This is a genomic window from Burkholderia sp. Nafp2/4-1b (genome assembly GCF_003635165.1).
Lineage (GTDB): Bacteria > Pseudomonadota > Gammaproteobacteria > Burkholderiales > Burkholderiaceae > Burkholderia.
Map to the genome: position 1 here is coordinate 11,523 of NZ_ML058618.1, position 20,461 is coordinate 31,983.

Annotated in this window: 21 protein-coding genes and 1 tRNA gene; all 22 read right to left on the reverse strand. The window is 64.1% G+C overall.

The genetic code is table 11. The annotated features are described in order from the left end of the window. Positions 1-23: 23 nt before the first annotated feature. Positions 24-1,157 (reverse strand): acyl-CoA dehydrogenase, encoded by a 1,134-nt coding sequence (locus tag C7H84_RS26240; protein ID WP_121861514.1) that lies wholly within the window; start codon positions 1,155-1,157, stop codon positions 24-26. Between the two features lie 19 nt (positions 1,158-1,176). Further along, positions 1,177-2,373 carry an acyl-CoA dehydrogenase family protein gene (locus C7H84_RS26245; protein ID WP_121861515.1) on the reverse strand — a complete coding sequence of 399 codons (1,197 nt, stop codon included), beginning with the start codon at positions 2,371-2,373 and terminating at the stop codon, positions 1,177-1,179. A gap of 54 nt (positions 2,374-2,427) precedes the next feature. Then, complete coding sequence (locus tag C7H84_RS26250) at positions 2,428-2,850, reverse strand: DUF1178 family protein (RefSeq protein ID WP_121861516.1); 423 nt, start codon at positions 2,848-2,850, stop codon at positions 2,428-2,430. A gap of 136 nt (positions 2,851-2,986) precedes the next feature. Next, complete coding sequence (locus C7H84_RS26255; RefSeq protein ID WP_121861517.1) at positions 2,987-3,577, reverse strand: NUDIX hydrolase; 591 nt, start codon at positions 3,575-3,577, stop codon at positions 2,987-2,989. 42 nt (positions 3,578-3,619) lie between these two features. Further along, positions 3,620-3,916 carry a DUF2818 family protein gene (locus C7H84_RS26260; RefSeq protein WP_121861518.1) on the reverse strand — a complete coding sequence of 99 codons (297 nt, stop codon included), beginning with the start codon at positions 3,914-3,916 and terminating at the stop codon, positions 3,620-3,622. Continuing rightward, positions 3,916-5,370 carry an NADH-quinone oxidoreductase subunit NuoN gene (gene nuoN, locus C7H84_RS26265; protein WP_205611461.1) on the reverse strand — a complete coding sequence of 485 codons (1,455 nt, stop codon included), beginning with the start codon at positions 5,368-5,370 and terminating at the stop codon, positions 3,916-3,918. The genes C7H84_RS26260 and nuoN overlap by 1 nt, the downstream gene beginning before the upstream one ends. Positions 5,371-5,406: 36 nt before the next feature. Further along, positions 5,407-6,897 carry an NADH-quinone oxidoreductase subunit M gene (locus tag C7H84_RS26270; RefSeq protein ID WP_121861520.1) on the reverse strand — a complete coding sequence of 497 codons (1,491 nt, stop codon included), beginning with the start codon at positions 6,895-6,897 and terminating at the stop codon, positions 5,407-5,409. Between the two features lie 18 nt (positions 6,898-6,915). After that, on the reverse strand, positions 6,916-8,976 hold the full coding sequence (nuoL, locus tag C7H84_RS26275; protein WP_121861521.1) for an NADH-quinone oxidoreductase subunit L: 2,061 nt from the start codon (positions 8,974-8,976) through the stop codon (positions 6,916-6,918). A gap of 17 nt (positions 8,977-8,993) precedes the next feature. Next, a complete protein-coding gene (nuoK, locus tag C7H84_RS26280; protein WP_004185739.1) occupies positions 8,994-9,299 on the reverse strand; it encodes an NADH-quinone oxidoreductase subunit NuoK in 306 nt (101 codons plus the stop codon). Between the two features lie 18 nt (positions 9,300-9,317). Next, positions 9,318-9,968: an NADH-quinone oxidoreductase subunit J gene (locus tag C7H84_RS26285; protein WP_121861522.1), complete on the reverse strand. Its 651-nt coding sequence runs from the start codon at positions 9,966-9,968 to the stop codon at positions 9,318-9,320. 105 nt (positions 9,969-10,073) lie between these two features. Continuing rightward, entirely contained in the window at positions 10,074-10,562 is a 489-nt protein-coding gene (gene nuoI / locus C7H84_RS26290; RefSeq protein ID WP_006398806.1) for an NADH-quinone oxidoreductase subunit NuoI, read from the reverse strand. 15 nt (positions 10,563-10,577) lie between these two features. Further along, positions 10,578-11,645: an NADH-quinone oxidoreductase subunit NuoH gene (gene nuoH / locus C7H84_RS26295; RefSeq protein ID WP_121861523.1), complete on the reverse strand. Its 1,068-nt coding sequence runs from the start codon at positions 11,643-11,645 to the stop codon at positions 10,578-10,580. After that, positions 11,646-13,976, reverse strand: a complete 2,331-nt coding sequence (gene nuoG / locus C7H84_RS26300) for an NADH-quinone oxidoreductase subunit NuoG (protein WP_121861524.1) — start codon at positions 13,974-13,976, stop codon at positions 11,646-11,648. It abuts the gene before it with no gap. An 84-nt stretch (positions 13,977-14,060) separates the two neighbouring features. Beyond that, entirely contained in the window at positions 14,061-15,371 is a 1,311-nt protein-coding gene (gene nuoF / locus C7H84_RS26305) for an NADH-quinone oxidoreductase subunit NuoF (RefSeq protein WP_006756904.1), read from the reverse strand. Beyond that, positions 15,368-15,853 carry an NADH-quinone oxidoreductase subunit NuoE gene (nuoE, locus tag C7H84_RS26310; RefSeq protein ID WP_121861525.1) on the reverse strand — a complete coding sequence of 162 codons (486 nt, stop codon included), beginning with the start codon at positions 15,851-15,853 and terminating at the stop codon, positions 15,368-15,370. Before nuoE ends, nuoF begins: the two co-directional genes overlap by 4 nt. Before the next feature lie 180 nt (positions 15,854-16,033). Further along, the gene (locus tag C7H84_RS26315) at positions 16,034-17,287 is read right to left on the reverse strand and encodes an NADH-quinone oxidoreductase subunit D (protein WP_121861526.1); all 1,254 of its coding nucleotides are present in this window, start codon (positions 17,285-17,287) and stop codon (positions 16,034-16,036) included. A gap of 9 nt (positions 17,288-17,296) precedes the next feature. Continuing rightward, positions 17,297-17,899 carry an NADH-quinone oxidoreductase subunit C gene (locus tag C7H84_RS26320; RefSeq protein WP_121861527.1) on the reverse strand — a complete coding sequence of 201 codons (603 nt, stop codon included), beginning with the start codon at positions 17,897-17,899 and terminating at the stop codon, positions 17,297-17,299. A gap of 21 nt (positions 17,900-17,920) precedes the next feature. After that, the gene (locus tag C7H84_RS26325) at positions 17,921-18,400 is read right to left on the reverse strand and encodes an NADH-quinone oxidoreductase subunit B (RefSeq protein WP_006398799.1); all 480 of its coding nucleotides are present in this window, start codon (positions 18,398-18,400) and stop codon (positions 17,921-17,923) included. Between the two features lie 62 nt (positions 18,401-18,462). Next, positions 18,463-18,822, reverse strand: coding sequence for an NADH-quinone oxidoreductase subunit A (locus C7H84_RS26330; RefSeq protein WP_006398798.1), 360 nt, complete (start codon positions 18,820-18,822; stop codon positions 18,463-18,465). A gap of 154 nt (positions 18,823-18,976) precedes the next feature. Continuing rightward, positions 18,977-19,061: transfer RNA gene (locus C7H84_RS26335), tRNA-Leu, on the reverse strand. Positions 19,062-19,171: 110 nt separating this feature from the next. Continuing rightward, positions 19,172-19,549 carry a preprotein translocase subunit SecG gene (gene secG, locus C7H84_RS26340; RefSeq protein ID WP_047898610.1) on the reverse strand — a complete coding sequence of 126 codons (378 nt, stop codon included), beginning with the start codon at positions 19,547-19,549 and terminating at the stop codon, positions 19,172-19,174. Between the two features lie 72 nt (positions 19,550-19,621). Next, on the reverse strand, positions 19,622-20,377 hold the full coding sequence (tpiA, locus tag C7H84_RS26345; protein WP_121861528.1) for a triose-phosphate isomerase: 756 nt from the start codon (positions 20,375-20,377) through the stop codon (positions 19,622-19,624). Positions 20,378-20,461 lie beyond the last annotated feature (84 nt).

A 20,461-nucleotide genomic window follows, 5' to 3' on the forward strand; every position in this document is an offset into this window, starting at 1 on the left:
TGTGGCGCGCTCGCGCGTCGCCGTCATGCCACGTCGGCCTGCGCGAAATCCGGCAGGGCCGCGATGCGCGCAAGGTGATGATCGGTGTCGCCGAGGGTCGTCTCGATGATCGACAGCCGCTTGAACAGGTGCGCGGCCGCAACCTCGTTGGTTACGCCCATGCCGCCGTGCAGTTGCACGGCCTGCTGGCCGACGAAGCGGGCGGCCGCGCCCACCCGCGCCTTCGCGGCCGACACTGCCTTGCGCCGCGCATCGGCATCGCCGCCAGCGTAACGCACCGCGGCAAGGTACGTCAGCGAACGCGCCTGCTCGGCGTGAATCAGCATCTCGACCATCCGGTGCTGCAGTGCCTGGAAACGCGCGATCGGCACGCCGAACTGTTCGCGCGTCTTCGTGTATTCGACCGTCGCGCGGTTCAGTTCATCGAGGGCGCCGACCGCCTCCGCGCACAGCAGGAAGGTCGCGTAATCGGCGATCTGCTCGAGCGCGGCCGCATCGCGCGCACCGCCGGTCAGCAGTCGGGCCGGCGTATCGTTGAACGTGATCGTCGCGGCACGCTGGCCGTCGATGGTCCGGTAGTCGACCGCCTTCGCGTTGGCCGCATCGCGTTCGACGACGAAGAGGCCGATGCCGCCGCCGTCGACCCGCGCGGGCACGACCCAAACGTGCGCCTGGGCGCCGTGCTGCACGACCGACTTGGTGCCGGACAACCGGTATGTGCCGCCCTGCTCGTGCGCGTGCGTGGCGAGTTCGTACAGGTCGTAGCGCGCCTGCGGCTCGTGGAACGCGACCGCCACGCGCTTTTGCCCCTGCGCGACCGCCTCCAGCAACGCGGCGTCATCGTCTGTGCCGGAGCCGGCGATCCGCAACGCCTCGATGCCGACCGCCGTCGCCCAGTACGGCTCGACCACGAGTGCGCGACCGAGCTCCTGCATCGCGACCAGCATGTCGACCGGGCCGCCGCCGAAGCCGCCTTGTAGTTCCGGCACGGGAAGCGCGGTCAGGCCGAGTTCCGCGAACGCGCTCCATTGCGTGTCCGACACGCCCGCATCGCTGCTCACGATGGCCTGGCGCGCGTCGAAACCGTATTGTTCGCCGAGATAACGGCGCAGCGCATCGGCGAATTGTTGCTGCTCATCGGTAAAGCTGAAATCCATGGTTGTCTCCGTTCCCTGATCACAGCCCCAGGATCATCTGCGCGATGATGTTCTTCTGAATCTCGTTCGAGCCACCGTAGATCGACGTCTTCCGATAATTGAAGTAATACGCGGCGAGCGGCGCCGCATCGTCGTCGCCGGCGATGCTGTGCTCGCGCTTGCCGTCGAGGAACGGCACGTCGAACGGCGCGGCGAGCGGCCCGATCGCCTCGAACATCAGCTCGGTGAGCGCCTGCTGCACCTCGGTCCCCTTGATCTTCAGCATCGACGCTTCGGGGCCGGGCCCCTTGCCGCTCGACTCGCGGCTCACGACACGCAGCACCGTCACTTCGAGCGCCATCAACTCGACTTCGAGCGCCGCGACCTTCGCGGCAAACACGGGATCGGCGAGCAGCGGCTTGCCGTTCTTGCGCTGGTTCGATGCCACGCGCTTCAGGAATGCGAGCTCGCGCTTCGACGCGCCGACGCGCGCGATGCCGGTGCGCTCGTGGCCCAGCAGGTATTTCGCATAGGTCCAGCCGCGGTTCTCGTCGCCGACGAGATTCTCGACGGGCACCTTCACGTCCTCGAAGAACACCTCGTTGACCTCGTGGTCCTCGTCGAGCGTGATGATCGGGCGCACGGTGATGCCGGGCGCCCTCATGTCGATCAGCAGGAACGAGATGCCCTCCTGCTTCTTCGCCGCCGGATCGGTGCGCACGAGGCAGAACATCATGTCCGCATACTGGCCGAGCGTCGTCCACGTCTTCTGGCCGTTGACGACGTAGTGATCGCCGTGGCGTTCGGCGCGCGTGCGCAGCGACGCGAGGTCCGAGCCGGAGCCGGGCTCCGAATAGCCCTGGCACCACCAGTCGGTGCCGTCGAGAATGCGCGGCAGGTAGTGGCGCTTCTGCGCTTCGCTGCCGTATTTCATCAGTACCGGAGCGACCATCGACACGCCGAACGGCAGCACGGTCGGCGCGCCGATGCGTGCGCACTCCTCGTCCCAGATGTGCCGCTGGGTGGCGTTCCAGCCGGGGCCGCCGTATTCGGCCGGCCACGCGGGCGCGGACCAGCCGCGCTGACCGAGAATCCGGTGCCAGCTCGCGAAATCCTCGCGGTCGAGTCGTTTGTGATCGAGTACTTTGGCGCGCAGTGCATGAGGCAGATTGGCCTCGAGCCAGGCGCGGACGTCAACGCGGAACGCGTCGTCGGCGGGGGAATAATCCAGATCCATGCGCAGTGTCTCCTGACCGCGGCCGTCCGGCCCGTCAAGGACACACTGCGTACGTCATTGCAGCGGTTCTTTCAGCGCGGCTGGAATCGGCAGCGGCATCACGTCGATGCCTTCTTCGGCCAAGGATTGCGCATCCTCCGGCGTCGTGACGCCGCGAATGCTGCGTGCCGGCGCCTCGTTGTAATGGATGCGCCGCGCTTCCTCGGCGAAGCGCTCGCCCACGTTCTCGGTCTTCTCCAGCACCTCGCGCAGTGCGCGCATCACCTGCGCCTGCAACGCACGCGCATCAGCCGGCTGGGCCTGCGTCGCGCCCGACAGGTTCAGGCGCGGCGCCGACGGCATCCGGTTGATCTCGGTCGCCCCGCACACCGGACATTCGACCAGCTTGCGGGACAACTGCGCTTCGAACTCATCGGCTGAAGCGAACCAGCCTTCGAACCGATGACCGTGCGGGCACTGTAAATCGAGGACCTTCATGCTTGAATCAGGGCGTGTGACGAGTGTAGCGCAAAATGCACTTTTGAGAACGATCGTGCTAAATCAGGATCGCGCGGCCGGACGGCGGCGCGTCACCGGATTGTAACGCGGCGCCCCACCCGCCGCTGACGCGCGGTCACGGCTGCTCGGCCGGGCCGAGCGGCCAGGTGCCGGACAGCACCTTGTCGAGCCACATGGTGCCGATGATCGTCTTCACGTCGGTGATCTGCCCCGTGCGCACCCATTCCTGCAGGTCGGCTTGCGTCGCGGTGAAGGTTTCGAGGAATTCGCCTTCGTCGAGCTTGCGCTCGCCGGCCGTCAGCCCGCGCGCGAGATACAGGTCGATGAATTCGGTCGAGTAGGAAATGATCGGGTGAATCCGGGCCAGGAACACGTATTCGCGTGCCGTGTAGCCGGTTTCCTCGCGCAGTTCGCGCACCGCGCAGGCGAGCGCGCCTTCGTTCGGGTCGAGCTTGCCGGCCGGGAATTCGGCCATCACCTTGCCGATCGGATATCGATACTGGCTTTCCATCAGCACGCGGCCGTCGTCGAACAGCGGGATCACCATCACCGCGCCCGGGTGCTGGACGTATTCGCGCGTGGCGCGCTTGCCGTCCGGCAGACGGACGGTATCGCGCTTCAGCTTGAGGAACGAGCCTTCGAAAATCGCCTCGCTCTCGAGGCAGGTTTCGGTCAGTGCGGCGTCGTGATTGGGTAGTTCGGCCATCGGCGGGCTCCGGGAGAAGTGAGCACGCGACGGCCGAAGCCGTCAGCGTCGTTTGACGAGGTACTGGAACGTGAAGCCGGGGAACGCGAATACGACGAAGAGACTGAACGTGATCGCGTAAAACTGCCAGCCCTGTTCGAAGCGGTTGCCGGCGCGCGACTCGAGCCAGAAGCCGAGCGCGCCGACCACGAAATACAGCACGATCAGCTCGCCGATCCGAACCCACGCGCTCTTCTTCGTCGCACCGAACGGCACGAACGCGAAGAGGCGTTGGTTCAGGAACGGCACGTTGGCGCACACGAGCGCCAACAGCACGATGAACCAGCCGGCTGCCGACATTACAGCGGCAGCGTGTGACGAATCGCCTGCAGGCAGGCCGTCAGCAGCGGGCTCGGGATCAGGCCGAGCACGACGACCGCGATGCCGTTCAGCACGAGGAGCGTGCGCTTGCAGAAATCGCCGGCGATCGGAGCCGTATCCTGCGGTGCATCGAAGTACATCAGCTTGACGATGCGCAGGTAGTAGAACGCACCGAACAGCGACGTGATCACGGCCAGCACGGCCAGCCACGTGAGGCCCGCGTTGACGGTCGCCTCGAGCACCGCGAGCTTCGCGTAGAAGCCGACGGTCGGCGGAATACCGGCCAGCGAGAACATCATGACCATCATCACGAACGCGAACACCGGGCTGCGCTTGTTGAGGCCCTTGAAATCGTCGATCGTTTCCGCTTCGAAATCGCGGCGTGCGAGCAGCATCACCACGCCGAACGAGCCGAGCGTCGTGATCAGGTAGACGATCGCGTAGAACATCGCCGAGCTGTACGCGTTCGCCGGAGCGGTCGCGTCGCCCTGCACGATGCCGGCGAGCAGGCCCAGCAGCACGAAGCCCATGTTCGAGATCGCCGAGTACGCGAGCATCCGCTTGATGTTGCGCTGGACGATACCGGTGATGTTACCGACGATCAGCGACAGCGCGGCGAGGATCACGAGCGCGGTCTGCCAGTTCTGTGCGAGCGGCAGCAGGCCCATCACCAGGAAGCGCAGGCCCCACGCGAACGCGGCAACCTTCGGGCCGCCGCCGACGAACAGCGTCATCGCGGTCGGTGCGCCCTGGTAGACGTCCGGCACCCACATGTGGAACGGCACGGCGCCGAGCTTGAACGCGATACCGGCGACGATGAAGATCACGCCGAACATCAGCACGGCCGCATCGGTGTTGCCGCCGACCGCCTTGTACACCTCGCCCAGCTCGAGCGAGCCGGTCGCGCCGTAGAGCATCGAGATGCCGTACAGCACGAAGCCCGACGCGAGTGCGCCCAGCACGTAGTACTTCATCGCGGCTTCGCTCGACTGCGCGGCATCGCGGCGCAGCGCGATGATCGCGTACAGCGACAGCGACATCAGTTCGAGGCCGAGGTACAGCGTCAGGAAGTTGTTGCCCGACACCATCACCAGCTGGCCGAGCAGCGAGAACATGCCCAGCAGGAACACGTCGCCGCGGAACATGTCGCGGTCTTCGAGGTACTTGCGCGAATAGACGAGCGTGACCGCGAAGCCGAGCGACACGACGGCCTTCATCGTGCTCGCGAACGAATCGACGACGATCATCCGCGAGAAGAAGTAGTACTGGTGCGGGTCCAGCGCCTGCACGGCGAACCACACGCCGGCGACGACCGACGAAACCACCGCGATCAGATAGGTCAGGCGGCGGCCAGCGGCACCGGTAAAGGTGTCGTTCAGCCATGCGACGACGACGGCGACCATCACCAGCGCGTCAGGCAACAGGACATTCATAGGAGCGTTCATGATCTTGAGTTCCTCCGCTCGCGATTACTGGGCCAGCGGCAGCTTCGACTGCGCGACGTGGGAGAGGAGGTTTTCCACGGAAACGTGCATCACGTCGGTGAAAGGCTTCGGATACAGGCCCATCAGCATCGTGAACGCGGCGAGCACGGCCAGCATCACGAATTCGCGACGGCCGATGTCCTTCAGCTTGGCAACGTGATCGTTGGCGACCGCGCCGAAGTACACGCGCTTGTACATCCACAGCGTGTAGGCAGCGCCGAGGATCAGCGTGAATGCCGCGCCGAAGGCGATCCAGAAGTTGTACTGGACGGCTGCGAGAATCACCATGAACTCGCCGACGAAGCCCGACGTACCCGGCAGGCCGCAGTTGGCCATCGAGAACAGCATCGCGAATGCCGCGAACTTCGGCATCACGTTCACGACACCGCCGTAATCGGCGATCTGGCGCGAATGCACGCGGTCGTACAGCACGCCGATGCACAGGAACATCGCGCCCGACACGAAGCCGTGCGAGATCATCTGGATGATCGCGCCTTCGACGCCGAGCTGGTTGAAGATGAAGAAGCCGAGCGTGACGAAGCCCATGTGCGCGATCGACGAATACGCGACCAGCTTCTTCATGTCGGCCTGCACCATCGCGACGAGGCCGATGTAGATCACCGCGATCAGCGACAGCGTGATCACGACCGGTGCCAGGAAGTGGCTTGCGTCAGGCGTGATCGGCAGCGAGAAGCGCAGGAAACCGTACGCGCCGAGCTTCAGCATGATCGCCGCCAGCACGACCGAGCCGCCCGTCGGCGCTTCCACGTGCGCGTCCGGCAGCCAGGTGTGGACCGGCCACATCGGCACCTTCACCGCGAACGCGAGGAAGAATGCAATGAACAGCAGGATCTGCGGCGTCATCGCGATCTTCGCGTTCTGCCACGTCGCGAGGTCGAACGAATGCGTCTGCGTGTACAGGTAGATCAGCGCGACCAGCATCAGCAGCGAGCCGGCGAGCGTGTACAGGAAGAACTTGAATGCCGCATACACGCGGTTCGGGCCGCCCCACACGCCGATGATGATGTACATCGGAATCAGGGTGGCTTCGAAGAACACGTAGAACAGCAGGCCGTCGGCCGCCGAGAACACGCCGATCATGATCCCGGACAGGATCAGGAAGGCCGCGAGGTACTGCCCGACGTTCTCCGTGATCACTTCCCACGCGGCGATCACGACGATCACCGTGATCAGCGCGGTCAGCACGACGAACCACATCGAGATGCCGTCGACGCCGAGGTGGTACGAGATGTCGAAGCGTTCGATCCAGGTCGACTGCTCGACGAACTGGAGCGCAGCCGTGCTGGAGTCGAAGCCCGTGATCAGCGGGATCGTGACCGCGAGGCCGAGCAGCGAACCGATCAGCGCGACCCAGCGGGCCGTCCCCGGATTTTTGTCGTTACCCACCGCGAGCACGAGGAGGCCGAAGACGATCGGCAGCCAGATCGCGGTACTGAGAATCGGAAAAGCGTGCATTAGTGTTGTCTCCCCGCCTTATTTGCCGCCGAGCGTTACAAACAGGGTCAGGAGCCCCAGCATGCCGATGATCATGGCGAACGCGTAGTGATAGATGTAACCGGATTGGAGGAAGCGGATCACACCGGCGAACCAGCCGATGAACCGGGCGCTGCCGTTGACGAGGCCGTCGATCACGACGACGTCGCCTTCCTTCCACAGGCCGCGGCCGATCGCCACCGAACCACGGGCGAACACCACTTCGTTGATCTTGTCCATGTAGTACTTGTTGTCGAGCAGCGTGTAGATCGGACCGAACGCGCGGCGGATCGACGCCGGCAGCTCCGGACGCTTGAGGTACAGGAACCATGCGACGACGACGCCGGCGAGCGCCAGCCACACCGGCAGGCCCGACACCGAGTGCAGGCCCATGCCGACCCAGCCGTGGAACTCTTCGGCCATCTCGGCCAGTGCCGGGTGGTTTTCGCCGATGAAGATCACCTTGTCGAACGCGACGCCGTGCTGGAAGAAGTCGCCGAACAGCATCGGGCCGATCGCGACCGCACCGATGATGACCGACGGGATCGCCAGCAGGACCAGCGGCACCCACACGACCCACGGGGTCTCGTGCGGCTCGTGCGCGTGGTCGTCATGACCGTGGCCATGGTCGTGGCCGTGATCGTCGTGGCCATGTGCAGCGGCCATGCCCATCGGCGATTCCGGATGCTTCGGATTGCGGAAGCGCTCTTCGCCGTGGAACACCAGGAAGTACATGCGGAACGAATACAGCGCCGTGACGAACACGCTCGCGACGACCGCGAAGTACGCGAAGCCCGAACCCGGCAGGTGCGACAGCTTCACCGCGTCGATGATCGAGTCCTTCGAGTAGAAGCCCGAGAAGAACGGCGTACCGATCAGCGCCAGCGAACCGACGAGCGACGTGATCCACGTGATCGGCATGTACTTGCGCAGGCCGCCCATGTTACGGATGTCCTGGTCGTGATGCATGCCCATGATCACCGAGCCCGCGCCGAGGAACAGCAGCGCCTTGAAGAACGCGTGCGTCATCAGGTGGAACAACGCGACCGGGTACGCGGACACGCCGAGCGCGACCGTCATGTAGCCGAGCTGCGACAGCGTCGAATACGCGACCACGCGCTTGATGTCGTTCTGGATGATCCCGAGGAAGCCCATGAACAGTGCCGTGATCGCGCCGATCACCGTGATGAACGACAGCGCGGTATCCGACAGTTCGAACAGCGGCGACATGCGCGACACCATGAAGATGCCGGCGGTCACCATCGTCGCCGCGTGAATCAGCGCGGAGATCGGCGTCGGGCCTTCCATCGAGTCAGGCAGCCACACGTGCAGCGGGAACTGCGCCGACTTGCCCATCGCGCCGATGAACAGGCAGATACAGGCGACGGTCAGCAGGCCCCAGTCGGTGCCCGGGAAGTGCAGGCTCGCGAGTTCCGCGCGCTTCGCGAACACTTCGCCGTAGTTCATCGAACCCGCGAACGCGAGCAGCAGGCCGATGCCCAGCAGGAAGCCGAAGTCGCCCACGCGGTTCACGAGGAACGCCTTCATGTTCGCGTAGATCGCGCTCTCACGCGTGAAGTAGAAGCCGATCAGCAGGTACGACACCAGGCCCACCGCTTCCCAGCCGAAGAACAGCTGCAGGAAGTTGTTGCTCATCACGAGCATCAGCATCGAGAACGTGAACAGCGAGATGTACGAGAAGAAGCGCTGGTAGCCGTCTTCTTCCGACATGTAGCCGATCGTGTACACGTGCACCATCAGCGAGACGAAGGTCACGACGACCATCATCATCGCGGTCAGCGAATCGACGAGGAAGCCGACCTCGAGTTTCAGCGAGCCGACGTTCATCCATTCATAGACGGTCGCGTTGAAGCTCGCGCCGCCCATCACGTCGAAGAAGACTTTCGCCGACAGGAGGAACGCGATCAATACGCCGAGGATCGTGATCCGGTGTGCGCCCTTGCGCCCCACTGCGTTCCCGAACAGCCCCGCAATCAGCGAGCCGGCCAGCGGAGCGAGCGGAATCGCCAGCAGCAGGTTTTCATTGAGTGTCGTTGACATAACAGCGTTGCCTGAAATTAACCTTTGAGCTGATCGAGATCCTCGACATTGATCGTGTCGAGCTTGCGGAACAGGGTCACCAGAATCGCGAGACCGATCGCGGCTTCCGCTGCGGCGACGGTCAGCACGAAGAACACGAAGATCTGGCCGTGCACGTCGCCGAGGTAGTGCGAAAACGCGACGAAGTTGGTGTTCACCGCCAGCAGCATCAGTTCGATCGCCATCAGGATGATGATGATGTTGCGGCGGTTCAGGAAGATCCCGACGATCGCGATCGCAAAGAGGATCGCGCCGAGCACGAGGTAATGAGCAAGAGTCAGCATGGTTTTCCTTTCCTCCGCTTAGCCGTTGGTGCTCGAACCGGCTTCGCTCTGCGCCGTTTCCGGCTGCGGCTTTTCCGCTTCCATCTTCACGAGGCGCACGCGGTCGTTGCGGCGCACCTTGACCTGATCCGACACGCGCTGGCGCTTGCTGTCCTTGCCCTTGCGCTCGGTCAGCCCGATCGCGGCGATGATCGCGACCAGCAGCACCAGGCCGGCGATTTCAAACGCGAAGATGTAGTCGGTGTAGATAACCTTGCCGATCAGGCGCGTGTTCGACCAGTCGGCCATCGCACCCGTCGCCATCGCGTGCACCGTGTGCGTGTCGCCGTAGCCGCGCCACAGGATCAGCGCGGTCTCGACCACGATGATCGCGCCCACGACCGTTGCCATCGGCACGAAGCGCTTGAAGTCGCGGCGCAGGTAATCGATGTTGATGTCCAGCATCATCACGACGAACAGGAACAACACCATCACGGCGCCCACGTACACCAGCACCAGCAGGATCGCGAGGAACTCCGCTTCCAGCAGCATCCAGATCGCGGCGGCGTTGAAGAACGCCAGCACAAGGAAAAGCGCAGACGCCACCGGGTTGCGCGAAGTGATCACCTTCAGCCCTGATACCACCAGGAGCAGCGCGAAGATGTAGAACAGTACGGTCGTGAATTCCATGATTACCGGTTCATCGTTAGGCCATAGTCAGGCGCGGCTTGCGGGACGCCCGCACCCGTCGCGGCGGCTCGGCCCGTTCTTGCCGGGCCGGCACTGCAAACACAATCAACGATACGGCGCGTCGGCAGCCTTCGCCGCGGCGATGTCCTTCTCGTAGCGATCGCCCACCGCGAGCAGCATTTCCTTCGTGAAATACAGGTCGCCGCGCTTCTCGCCGTGGTACTCGAGAATCTGCGTCTCGACGATCGAATCGACCGGGCAGCTTTCTTCGCAGAAACCGCAGAAGATGCACTTCGTCAGGTCGATGTCGTAGCGCGTCGTGCGGCGCGTGTTGTCCGCGCGCGTTTCCGATTCGATCGTGATCGCGAGCGCGGGGCACACGGCCTCGCAGAGCTTGCACGCGATGCAGCGCTCTTCGCCGTTTTCATAGCGGCGCAGTGCATGCAGCCCGCGAAAACGCGGCGAGATCGGGGTCTTCTCTTCCGGGAACTGCACGGTGAACTTGCGCCGGAACGTGTAACGACCGGTCAGCGCGAGCCCCTTCAGCAGCTCCGTCAGGAAGAAGGTCTTAAAGAAGTGTTGGATTGCCGTCATGATTTCGTCCGATCTTTACTTCACCCAGATGTTGAGCGGCGACATCATCCAGAAGCCGACCACGACCACCCAGATCACCGTGACGGGCAGGAACACCTTCCAGCCCAGGCGCATGATCTGGTCGTAACGGTAGCGCGGGAACGTCGCGCGCACCCAGATGAACACCGACAGCAGCGCGAATACCTTCAGCACCAGCCAGAAGATGCCCGGAATGAACGACAGGAATTCGAACGGTGCGTCCCAGCCACCGAGGAACAGCGTCGAAGCCAGCGCCGAGATCACGATCATGTTGATGTACTCGGCGAGGAAGAACAGCGCGAACGCCATGCCCGAGTAATCGATCATGTGACCCGCGACGATCTCCGACTCCCCTTCCACCACGTCGAACGGGTGGCGGTTCGTTTCGGCGATGCCGGACACGAAGTAGACGACGAACGCCGGCAAGAGCGGCAGCCAGTTCCACGACAGGAAGTTCACGCCGTGGCCGGCGAAGAAGCCGTGCTGTTGCGAGCCGACGATTTCCGACAGGTTCAGGCTGCCGGCCGTCATCAGCACGAGCACCAGCGCGAAGCCCATCGAGATTTCGTACGAGACCATCTGCGCCGCGGCACGCATCGCGCCGAGGAACGCGTACTTCGAGTTCGACGCCCAGCCGGCGAGAATCACCGCGTACACGCCGATCGACGAGATCGCCATCGCGTACAACAGGCCCGCGTTCACGTTCGCGAGCACGGCTTCGGCCTGGAACGGGATCACCGCCCACACGGCGAATGCCGGCACGACGGTCATCACCGGCGCGATCAGGTACAGCCAGCGGCTGGCGGCGCTCGGCTGAATGACTTCCTTCAGCAGCAGCTTCAGCACGTCGGCGATCGGCTGCAGCAGGCCGGCGGGGCCGACGCGGTTCGGGCCGAGACGCACGTGCATCCAGCCGATCAGCTTGCGTTCCCACAGAATCAGGTACGCGACGCACAGCAGGATGACGACGGAGACGACGAGGATGCGCACGACTGCCCACACCGTCGGCCACGCGAAGCCGAGCAGCTGGGCGCCGCCCGCGTTGATCGTATCGAACAAGCTCATTTACGCCTTCTCCACCACCAGTTCACCGGACAGGCTGCCGAGCGCTGCGCCGGCAGGCGTTGCCGCCGACACGCGAACGACCGTCTCCGCAAGATTCGCGTCGCGCACGGCCGGCAACTGCACCGCACGCTCGCCCTGGCGCACGCGCACCGCGTCGCCTTCCTTCAAGCCCAGCTTGTCGAACAGCGCGGCCGGCAGGCCTGCGGCGTTCGCGACCTTCGCGGCGGCCGTCAGGTGCAGCGCATCCGCGCGGCGCACGAGTGCGTCGGCATGATAGATCGGCACGTCGGCAAGGCGCTCGAAGCTGCCGTTCGCGGCAGCGGCCGCGACGCGGGCCGGCGCGACCGACGCCCGGTTCGACAGGCGGCTCGCGACGCCTGCGTCGCCGAGCGCCGCGACACGCACGTCTTCCGCGGTCTCGTATTCGAAGTTCGGCAGGCCGAGCAGGCTGCCGAGCACGCGCAGCACCTTCCAGGCCGGACGCGTGTCGCCGAGCGGGCGCACGACGCCGTTGAAGCTCTGCACCGAGCCTTCCGCGTTCACGTACGTACCGGCCGTCTCCGTGAACGGCGCGATCGGCAGCAGCACGTCGGCGTAATCGAGGCCGTGCTTGAACGGCGACATCACGACGACCATTTCGGCCTGGTTCAGCGCGGCAAGCGCCTGCGCCGGATCGGCCGTGTCGAATTCCGGTTCGACGTTCAGCAGCACGTAGCCCTTGCGCGGCTGTGCGAACGCTTCGCGAGCGTTCAGGCCGCCTTCGCCCGGCAGTGCGCCGACGACGTGCGCGCCGACCGTGTTCGCCGCTTCCGTCAGGAAGCCGAACGTGGCGCCGGTGTTCTCGGCGATCCACTGCGCGACGGCGTGCAGCTTCGCGAATTGCGGGTGACGGACGGCCACGTTGCCGAGCAGCACCGCGCGGCGCTCGCCGTTCGCGAGCGACTGGGCGACGGCCTGCGCAGCGGCCGAAGCCGTGACACCCGCGAGCGTGTCCGGCAGCGCGACGCCGCGCAATTGCGCGACGGCGGCGGCAATGCCGGCCAGTTCGTCGAGCCATGCCGACGGCGCGGCGACGATGCGCTTCGCGGTCGGGATCAGCGAGTCGTCGGCGGTTGCGTGCAGGAAGTGCAGCTTCGCGCCGTTCTTCGCGGCCTGACGCAGGCGCGCGGCGAACAGCGGGTGATCGCGGCGCAGGAACGAACCGACGACGAACGCGGCATCCACGTTCGACAGCTCGGCGATCGGCATGCCGAGCCACGGTGCGCCCTGGACCGGCGCCGAGAAATCCTGCTGACGCAGACGGAAGTCGACGTTCGGCGTCTTCAGTTCGTTGGCGAGCTGCTTCACGAGGAACAGCTCTTCAGCGGTGCTGTGCGCGCTCGCGAGCATCGCCAGCGCGTTCGCGCCGTGATCCGCGGCGATGCCCTTCAGGCCCTTCGCGACGTATTCGAGTGCGGTCTGCCAGTCGGTTTCGATCCACTGGCCGCCCTGCTTCAGCATCGGCTTCGTCAGGCGCTCTTCGCTGTTCAGCCCTTCGTACGAGAAACGATCCTTGTCCGAGATCCAGCATTCGTTGATCGCTTCGTTCTCGAACGGCAGCACGCGCATCACGCGATTGTTCTTCACCTGCACGACGAGGTTCGCGCCGACGGAATCGTGCGGGCTCACCGACTTGCGGCGCGACAGTTCCCACGTACGGGCGCTGTAGCGGAACGGCTTGCTGGTCAGCGCGCCGACCGGGCACAGGTCGATCATGTTGCCCGACAGCTCGGAGTCGACCGTCTTGCCGACGAACGTCGTGATTTCCGAATGCTCGCCGCGACCCAGCATGCCGAGCTCCATCACGCCGGCGACTTCCTGGCCGAAGCGGACGCAGCGCGTGCAGTGGATGCAGCGCGACATTTCTTCCATCGAGATCAGCGGGCCGACGTTCTTGTGGAACACCACGCGCTTTTCTTCCGAGTAGCGCGACGACGACTTGCCGTAGCCGACCGCCAGATCCTGCAGCTGGCATTCGCCGCCCTGATCGCAGATCGGGCAGTCGAGCGGGTGGTTGATGAGGAGGAATTCCATCACCGACTGCTGGGCCTTCACGGCCTTGTCCGACTGCGTGCGCACGATCATGCCGGCCGACACGGGCGTCGCGCAGGCAGGCACGGCCTTCGGCATCTTCTCGACTTCGACGAGACACATCCGGCAGTTGGCCGCAACCGACAGTTTCTTGTGATAGCAGAAGTGAGGAATGTACGTATCCGCCTTGTGCGCAGCCTGGATCACCATGCTGCCTTCGGGCACCTCGACCTTCTTGCCGTCTATTTCAAGTTCAACCATGATGGTGAATGGTCCTTAACCTATTTCCGCCCGTTCGCGCGTTTGCCCGACCGTGCGCTCAAATTCCGCAACCGGTGCTTCGCTTCAGGCTGCCGCCGCGTGCGCGTGGCCGCCGACCATGCAGTGCTTGTGCTCGACGTGGTACGCGAATTCGTCCCAGTAATGCTTGAGCATCCCGCGAACCGGCATCGCCGCTGCATCGCCGAGCGCGCAAATCGTGCGGCCCATGATGTTCTCGGCAACCGAATTCAGCAGGTCCAGATCTTCCTGGCGCCCTTCGCCGTGCTCGATACGATTCACGACGCGATACAGCCAGCCGGTGCCTTCACGGCACGGCGTGCACTGGCCGCACGATTCCTCGTAATAGAAGTACGACAGGCGCAGCAGCGAACGCACCATGCAGCGCGTCTCGTCCATCACGATCACCGCGCCGGAGCCGAGCATCGAGCCGGCCTTCGCGATCGAGTCGTAATCGAGATCGGTCTGCATCATGATGTCGCCCGGGATCACCGGTGCCGACGAACCGCCCGGAATCACGGCCTTGATCTTGCGACCGCCGCGCATCCCGCCGGCGAGCTCCATCAGCGTCGCGAACGGCGTGCCGAGCGGCACTTCATAGTTGCCCGGACGCTCGACGTCGCCCGACACCGAGAAGATCTTCGTGCCGCCGTTGTTCGGCTTGCCGATCTCGAGGTAATTCTGCGGCCCGATCGACAGCAGGAACGGCACCGCGGCGAACGTCTCGGTGTTGTTGATCGTGGTCGGCTTGCCGTACACGCCGAAGCTCGCCGGGAACGGCGGCTTGAAGCGCGGCTGGCCCTTCTTGCCCTCGAGCGACTCGAGCAGCGCCGTTTCCTCGCCGCAGATGTACGCGCCGTAACCGTGGTGCGCGTGCAGCTGGAACGAGAATTCCGAGCCCATGATGTTGTCGCCGAGGAAACCCGCCGCACGCGCTTCGTCGAGCGCGGCCTCGAAGCGTCGATACACTTCGAAGATTTCGCCGTGGATGTAGTTGTAGCCGACGGTGATGCCCATCGCGTACGCGCCGATGGCCATGCCTTCGATCAGCGCATGCGGGTTCCAGCGCAGGATGTCGCGATCCTTGAACGTGCCCGGCTCGCCTTCGTCCGAGTTGCAGACGAGGTACTTCTGCCCCGGGAACTGACGCGGCATGAAGCTCCACTTCAGGCCGGTCGGGAAGCCCGCACCGCCACGGCCACGCAGGCCCGACGCCTTCACGTCGGCGATCACCTGCTCCGGCGGAATCTTTTCTTCGAGAATGCGGCGCAGCTGCTTGTAGCCGCCGCGCGCAACGTAATCTTCGAGATGCCAGTTCTCGCCGTTCAGACCAGCGAGGATCAGCGGTTTGATGTGACGGTCGTGGAGGGACGTCATTGCGAAAGCTCCTCAAGCAGCTGGTCGATCTTCTCGCGGCTCATGAAGCTGCACATTCTGTGATTGTTCACCAGCAGCACCGGCGCATCGCCGCACGAGCCCATGCATTCGCCTTCCTTCAGCGTGAACTTGCCGTCGGGCGTGGTCTCGCCGAAGCCGATGCCCAGCTTCTGTTTCAGGTAGTCGGCCGTCGCCTCGGCGCCGCCGTGCGGACCGAGCTGGCACGGGAGGTTCGTGCAGAGCGTGATCTTGTGCTTGCCGACCGGTTTGAGCTCGTACATCGTGTAGAACGTCGCGACTTCCTGCACGGCGACGGCCGGCATGCCGAGATAGTCCGCGACGAACTGCATCAGTTCGGGCGACAGCCAGCCGTGCTCTTCCTGAGCGACGGCCAACGCCGACATCACGGCGGACTGTTTCTGATCGGCGGGATACTTCGTCAACGCGCGATCGATTTCCTTCAGGCCTTCAGCTGAGATCATTTTCAGACACGACTCTTTCAATTCCTACCGAACGAACAACCTGCCGCACTGCTGTGCATGGACGGCAGACCTGGCGCTCACTGTTGACAGCTTGCGAAGCCGCGCCGGTTCGGCGCATACCGCATGTGACTTCGCGTGTGACCGACTGCTCGCCGCCCGCTCGCGCAGGCGGCGCAACCATTAGCGATCGATTTCGCCGAACACGATGTCCTGCGTACCGATGATCGTGACGGCGTCGGCAATCATGTGACCGCGCGCCATTTCGTCGAGCGACGCGAGATGCGCGAAGCCCGGTGCGCGGATCTTGAGGCGATACGGCTTGTTGGCACCATCCGAGACGAGGTAGATGCCGAATTCGCCCTTCGGATGCTCGACTGCTGCGTACGCTTCGCCTTCCGGCACGTGAAAACCTTCGGTGAAGAGCTTGAAGTGGTGAATCAAGTCTTCCATGTTGGTCTTCATGCCGACGCGCGACGGCGGCGCAACCTTGTGATTGTCGGTCATCACGGGGCCCTGATTCTTGCGGAGCCACTCAATACACTGTTTCGCGATACGGACCGACTGGCGCATTTCTTCGACGCGCACCAGATAGCGGTCGTAGCAGTCGCCGTTCACGCCGACCGGCACGTCGAAATCCATGCGATCGTACACTTCGTACGGCTGCTTCTTGCGCAGATCCCAGGCGATACCCGAGCCGCGCAGCATCGGGCCCGTCAGGCCCATCTGCAGCGCACGTTCCGGGCTGACGACGCCGATCCCGACCAGACGCTGTTTCCAGATCCGGTTGTCGGTCAGCAGCGTTTCGTACTCGTCGATGCACTTCGGGAAGCGCGAGAAGAAGTCATCGATGAAGTCGAGCACCGAGCCGCTGCGCGCTTCGTTCATCTTCGCGAGCGCTTTCTCGTTGCGAATCTTCGACGCCTTGTATTGCGGCATTGCGTCAGGCAGGTCGCGATAGACGCCGCCCGGGCGATAGTACGCCGCGTGCATCCGGGCACCGGACACCGCTTCGTACACGTCCATCAGGTCTTCGCGCTCGCGGAACGCGTACAGGAACACGGCCATCGCGCCGACGTCGAGGGCGTGCGCGCCGATCCACATCAGGTGGTTCAGCACGCGCGTGATCTCGTCGAACAGCACGCGGATGTACTGCGCGCGCTCCGGCACGTCGATGCCGAGCAGCTTTTCGATCGCGAGCACGTAGCCGTGCTCGTTGACCATCATCGACACGTAGTCGAGACGGTCCATGTACGGCACGGACTGGATGAAGGTCTTGGATTCCGCGAGCTTTTCGGTCGCGCGGTGCAGCAGGCCGATGTGCGGATCGGCACGCTGAATGACTTCGCCGTCGAGCTCGAGCACGAGGCGCAGCACGCCGTGCGCTGCCGGGTGCTGCGGGCCGAAGTTGAGCGTGTAGTTCTTGATTTCTGCCATGACGCCCCCTTAATGTTTCAGACCGCCATAGCGATCCTCGCGGATCACGCGCGGCGTGATTTCGCGCGGCTCGATCGTCACCGGCTGGTACACGACCCGCTTCTCTTCCGGGTCGTAACGCATTTCGACGTAGCCCGACACCGGGAAGTCCTTGCGGAACGGGTGGCCGATGAAGCCGTAGTCGGTGAGGATGCGGCGCAGGTCGGGGTGGCCTTCGAACACGAGGCCGTACAGGTCGAACGCTTCGCGCTCGTACCAGTTCGCGGAGCTCCAGGTGTCGACGAGCGACGCCACGATCGGGAGATCGTCGTCCGGCGCGAACACGCGCAGGCGCAGGCGCCAGTTGTTCGTGACCGACAGCAGGTGCGACACGGCCGCGAATCGCGGGCCGTCGTAGGCGCCGTCGCCGAAGGTCTGGTAGTCAACGCCGCAGAGGTCGATCAGCTGCTCGAAACGGAGCTTCGGATCGTCGCGCAGCGTCTTTGCGACTTCGAGGTAATCGCTCGCCTTCACGACGAGCGTCAGTTCACCGATTGCTTCGGTGAGGCTTACCACGCGCGCGCCGAGCGCGGCTTCGAGGTTTGCCTTGAGGGTCTCGATTTTGCTTGCCATATTGAGGGGACGCTCGGGGCTTTATTGACGGGCGATGGTATTGGTGCGGCGGATCTTCGCCTGAAGCTGGATCACGCCGTAGACCAGCGCCTCGGCCGTGGGCGGACAGCCCGGCACGTAGACGTCGACCGGCACGATCCGGTCGCAACCGCGGACCACCGAGTACGAGTAGTGGTAGTAGCCACCACCGTTCGCGCACGACCCCATCGAGATCACCCAGCGCGGCTCGGCCATCTGGTCGTACACGCGGCGCAGCGCGGGCGCCATCTTGTTGCACAGCGTGCCGGCGACGATCATCACGTCCGACTGACGCGGGCTCGGACGGAACACGACCCCGAACCGGTCCAGATCGTAACGGGCCGCGCCCGCATGCATCATCTCGACGGCGCAACACGCGAGTCCGAACGTCATCGGCCACAGCGAGCCAGTACGCGTCCAGTTGATCAGCTTGTCAGCCGTCGTGGTGACAAACCCTTCCTTCAAGACCCCTTCGATACTCATTTGCTTTCCACTCCAGACGAGCGGCCCAGCGTGGCCACCCATGCAAACCGGCGATTAACCCATCACTCCCAGTCGAGCCCGCCTTTCTTCCAGATATAGGCAAAGCCCAGCAGGAATTCGAGCAGAAAAATCATCATTGCGATGAAACCCGGCCAGCCGATGTCCCGGAGCGCGACGCCCCACGGAAACAGGAATGCGGTTTCGAGATCGAAGATGATGAACAGGATGGCGACGAGGTAGTACCGGACGTCGAATTTCATCCGGGCGTCTTCAAAGGCTTCGAAGCCGCACTCGTATGGTGCGTTCTTCTCGACGTCCGGCTTGTTGGGACCAAGGAGCTTGCCGATGCTGACCAGCGCTATACCTAAACCAGTGCCCACGAGGAGGAACAACAAGACGGGGTAATAGGCTGCGAGGTTCAAGGCAATCCTCTATCGGTTGGTTCTGAGCGTCCGGAGAATACCACTTCCGGCGGAAGGAATCATTTCGGAGTGCCTGCGATCACAAGACAATCGCAAGACACACCCCACAAATGAAAAATGCCAGCCACTAGAAGCGGCTGGCATTGAGTAACTTTGGTGCCGACGGCGAGACTCGAACTCGCACAGCTTTCGCCACTACCCCCTCAAGATAGCGTGTCTACCAATTTCACCACGTCGGCACTGCATGCAACTCGGGTTGTACTGCTTGTTCCCGCGAATCGCTTCAAGAATTAAATTCTAACCCGAGTTCCGGATTTGTTCAACGCACAAACCGAAAAAATTTAACTTTTTATTTCGGGACGTCCTGGCCCGGCGCGCTCGCAGCCGAACCCGCCGCAGCGGACGCCGCAACAGCCGGAGCCGACGCCGCGGGCGCCGATGCCGGCGCGGTCGCAGCCGCGCCGAGCACGCCTGCCGACGGCGTCGACTTGTACGAACCGAGGTACGTCAGCGCGAGCGTCGCGACGAAGAAGATCGTCGCGAGAATGCCCGTCGTGCGCGACAGGAAGTTCGCGGAGCCCGTCGCACCGAACAGGCTGCCCGACGCGCCGCTGCCGAATGCGGCGCCCATGTCGGCACCCTTGCCGTGCTGCAGCAGCACGAGCCCGATCACACCGAGTGCGGACAGCACCTGCACCACAATAATCAGCGTCTTGAATAACAGCATCACACCCACCCGATTGGATCAGGCGACCGGACCGACCGGCCGCCATCATGGTTCAATTCGATCCCGGACCGCTCAACGCGCAGCCCGGCAGATCGCCAGAAAATCTTCCGCCTTCAGCGATGCGCCGCCGATCAGGCCGCCGTCGATGTCCGGCTGCGCGAACAGCTCTTCCGCGTTGTCCGGCTTCACGCTGCCGCCGTACAGTACCGATACGTCCGCCGCACCCTTCGCCGCGAGACGCGCACGCAGGAATGCGTGAACGTCCTGCGCCTGCGCCGAGCTCGCGCTCTTGCCCGTGCCGATCGCCCACACCGGCTCGTACGCGACGACGATGCGTGCCGCCTCGTCAGCCGTCAGCACGGCCAGCACGGCGTCGAGCTGCGCACCGACCACCTGCTCGGTCGAGCCCGCTTCGCGCTCGTCGAGCGTTTCGCCGACACACACGACGGGCGTGAGGCCCGCCGCGAGCGCGCGCTGCGTCTTCGCAGCGACCGTCTCGTTGCGCTCGCCGTGATACGCGCGACGCTCCGAGTGACCGACGATCGCATACTGCGCGCCGAACTCCGCCACCATCGCAGCCGCCACTTCACCGGTGTACGCACCTTGCTCGTGCGCGGACACGTCCTGCGCGCCGAACGCGACACGGCCGCCGCCGAGTTGCGCCTGAAGCTGCGCGAGATACGGGAACGGCGCGCACACGCCGATCGACGTCTCAGCCGCCACCGCGCCCGCGCCCTGCACCACTTCGCTCAGCAATGCCTGGTTGCCGGCCAGCCGGCCGTGCATCTTCCAGTTGCCGATCACTCGCTTTGTTCGTTGTTTCGACATCGTGTCCGTCTCGTCACTATCGTGTCATTGACGCGCCGGAGACCGGCCGTCTGGTTTGATCTGGCGAAGCAAACCCACGATTTT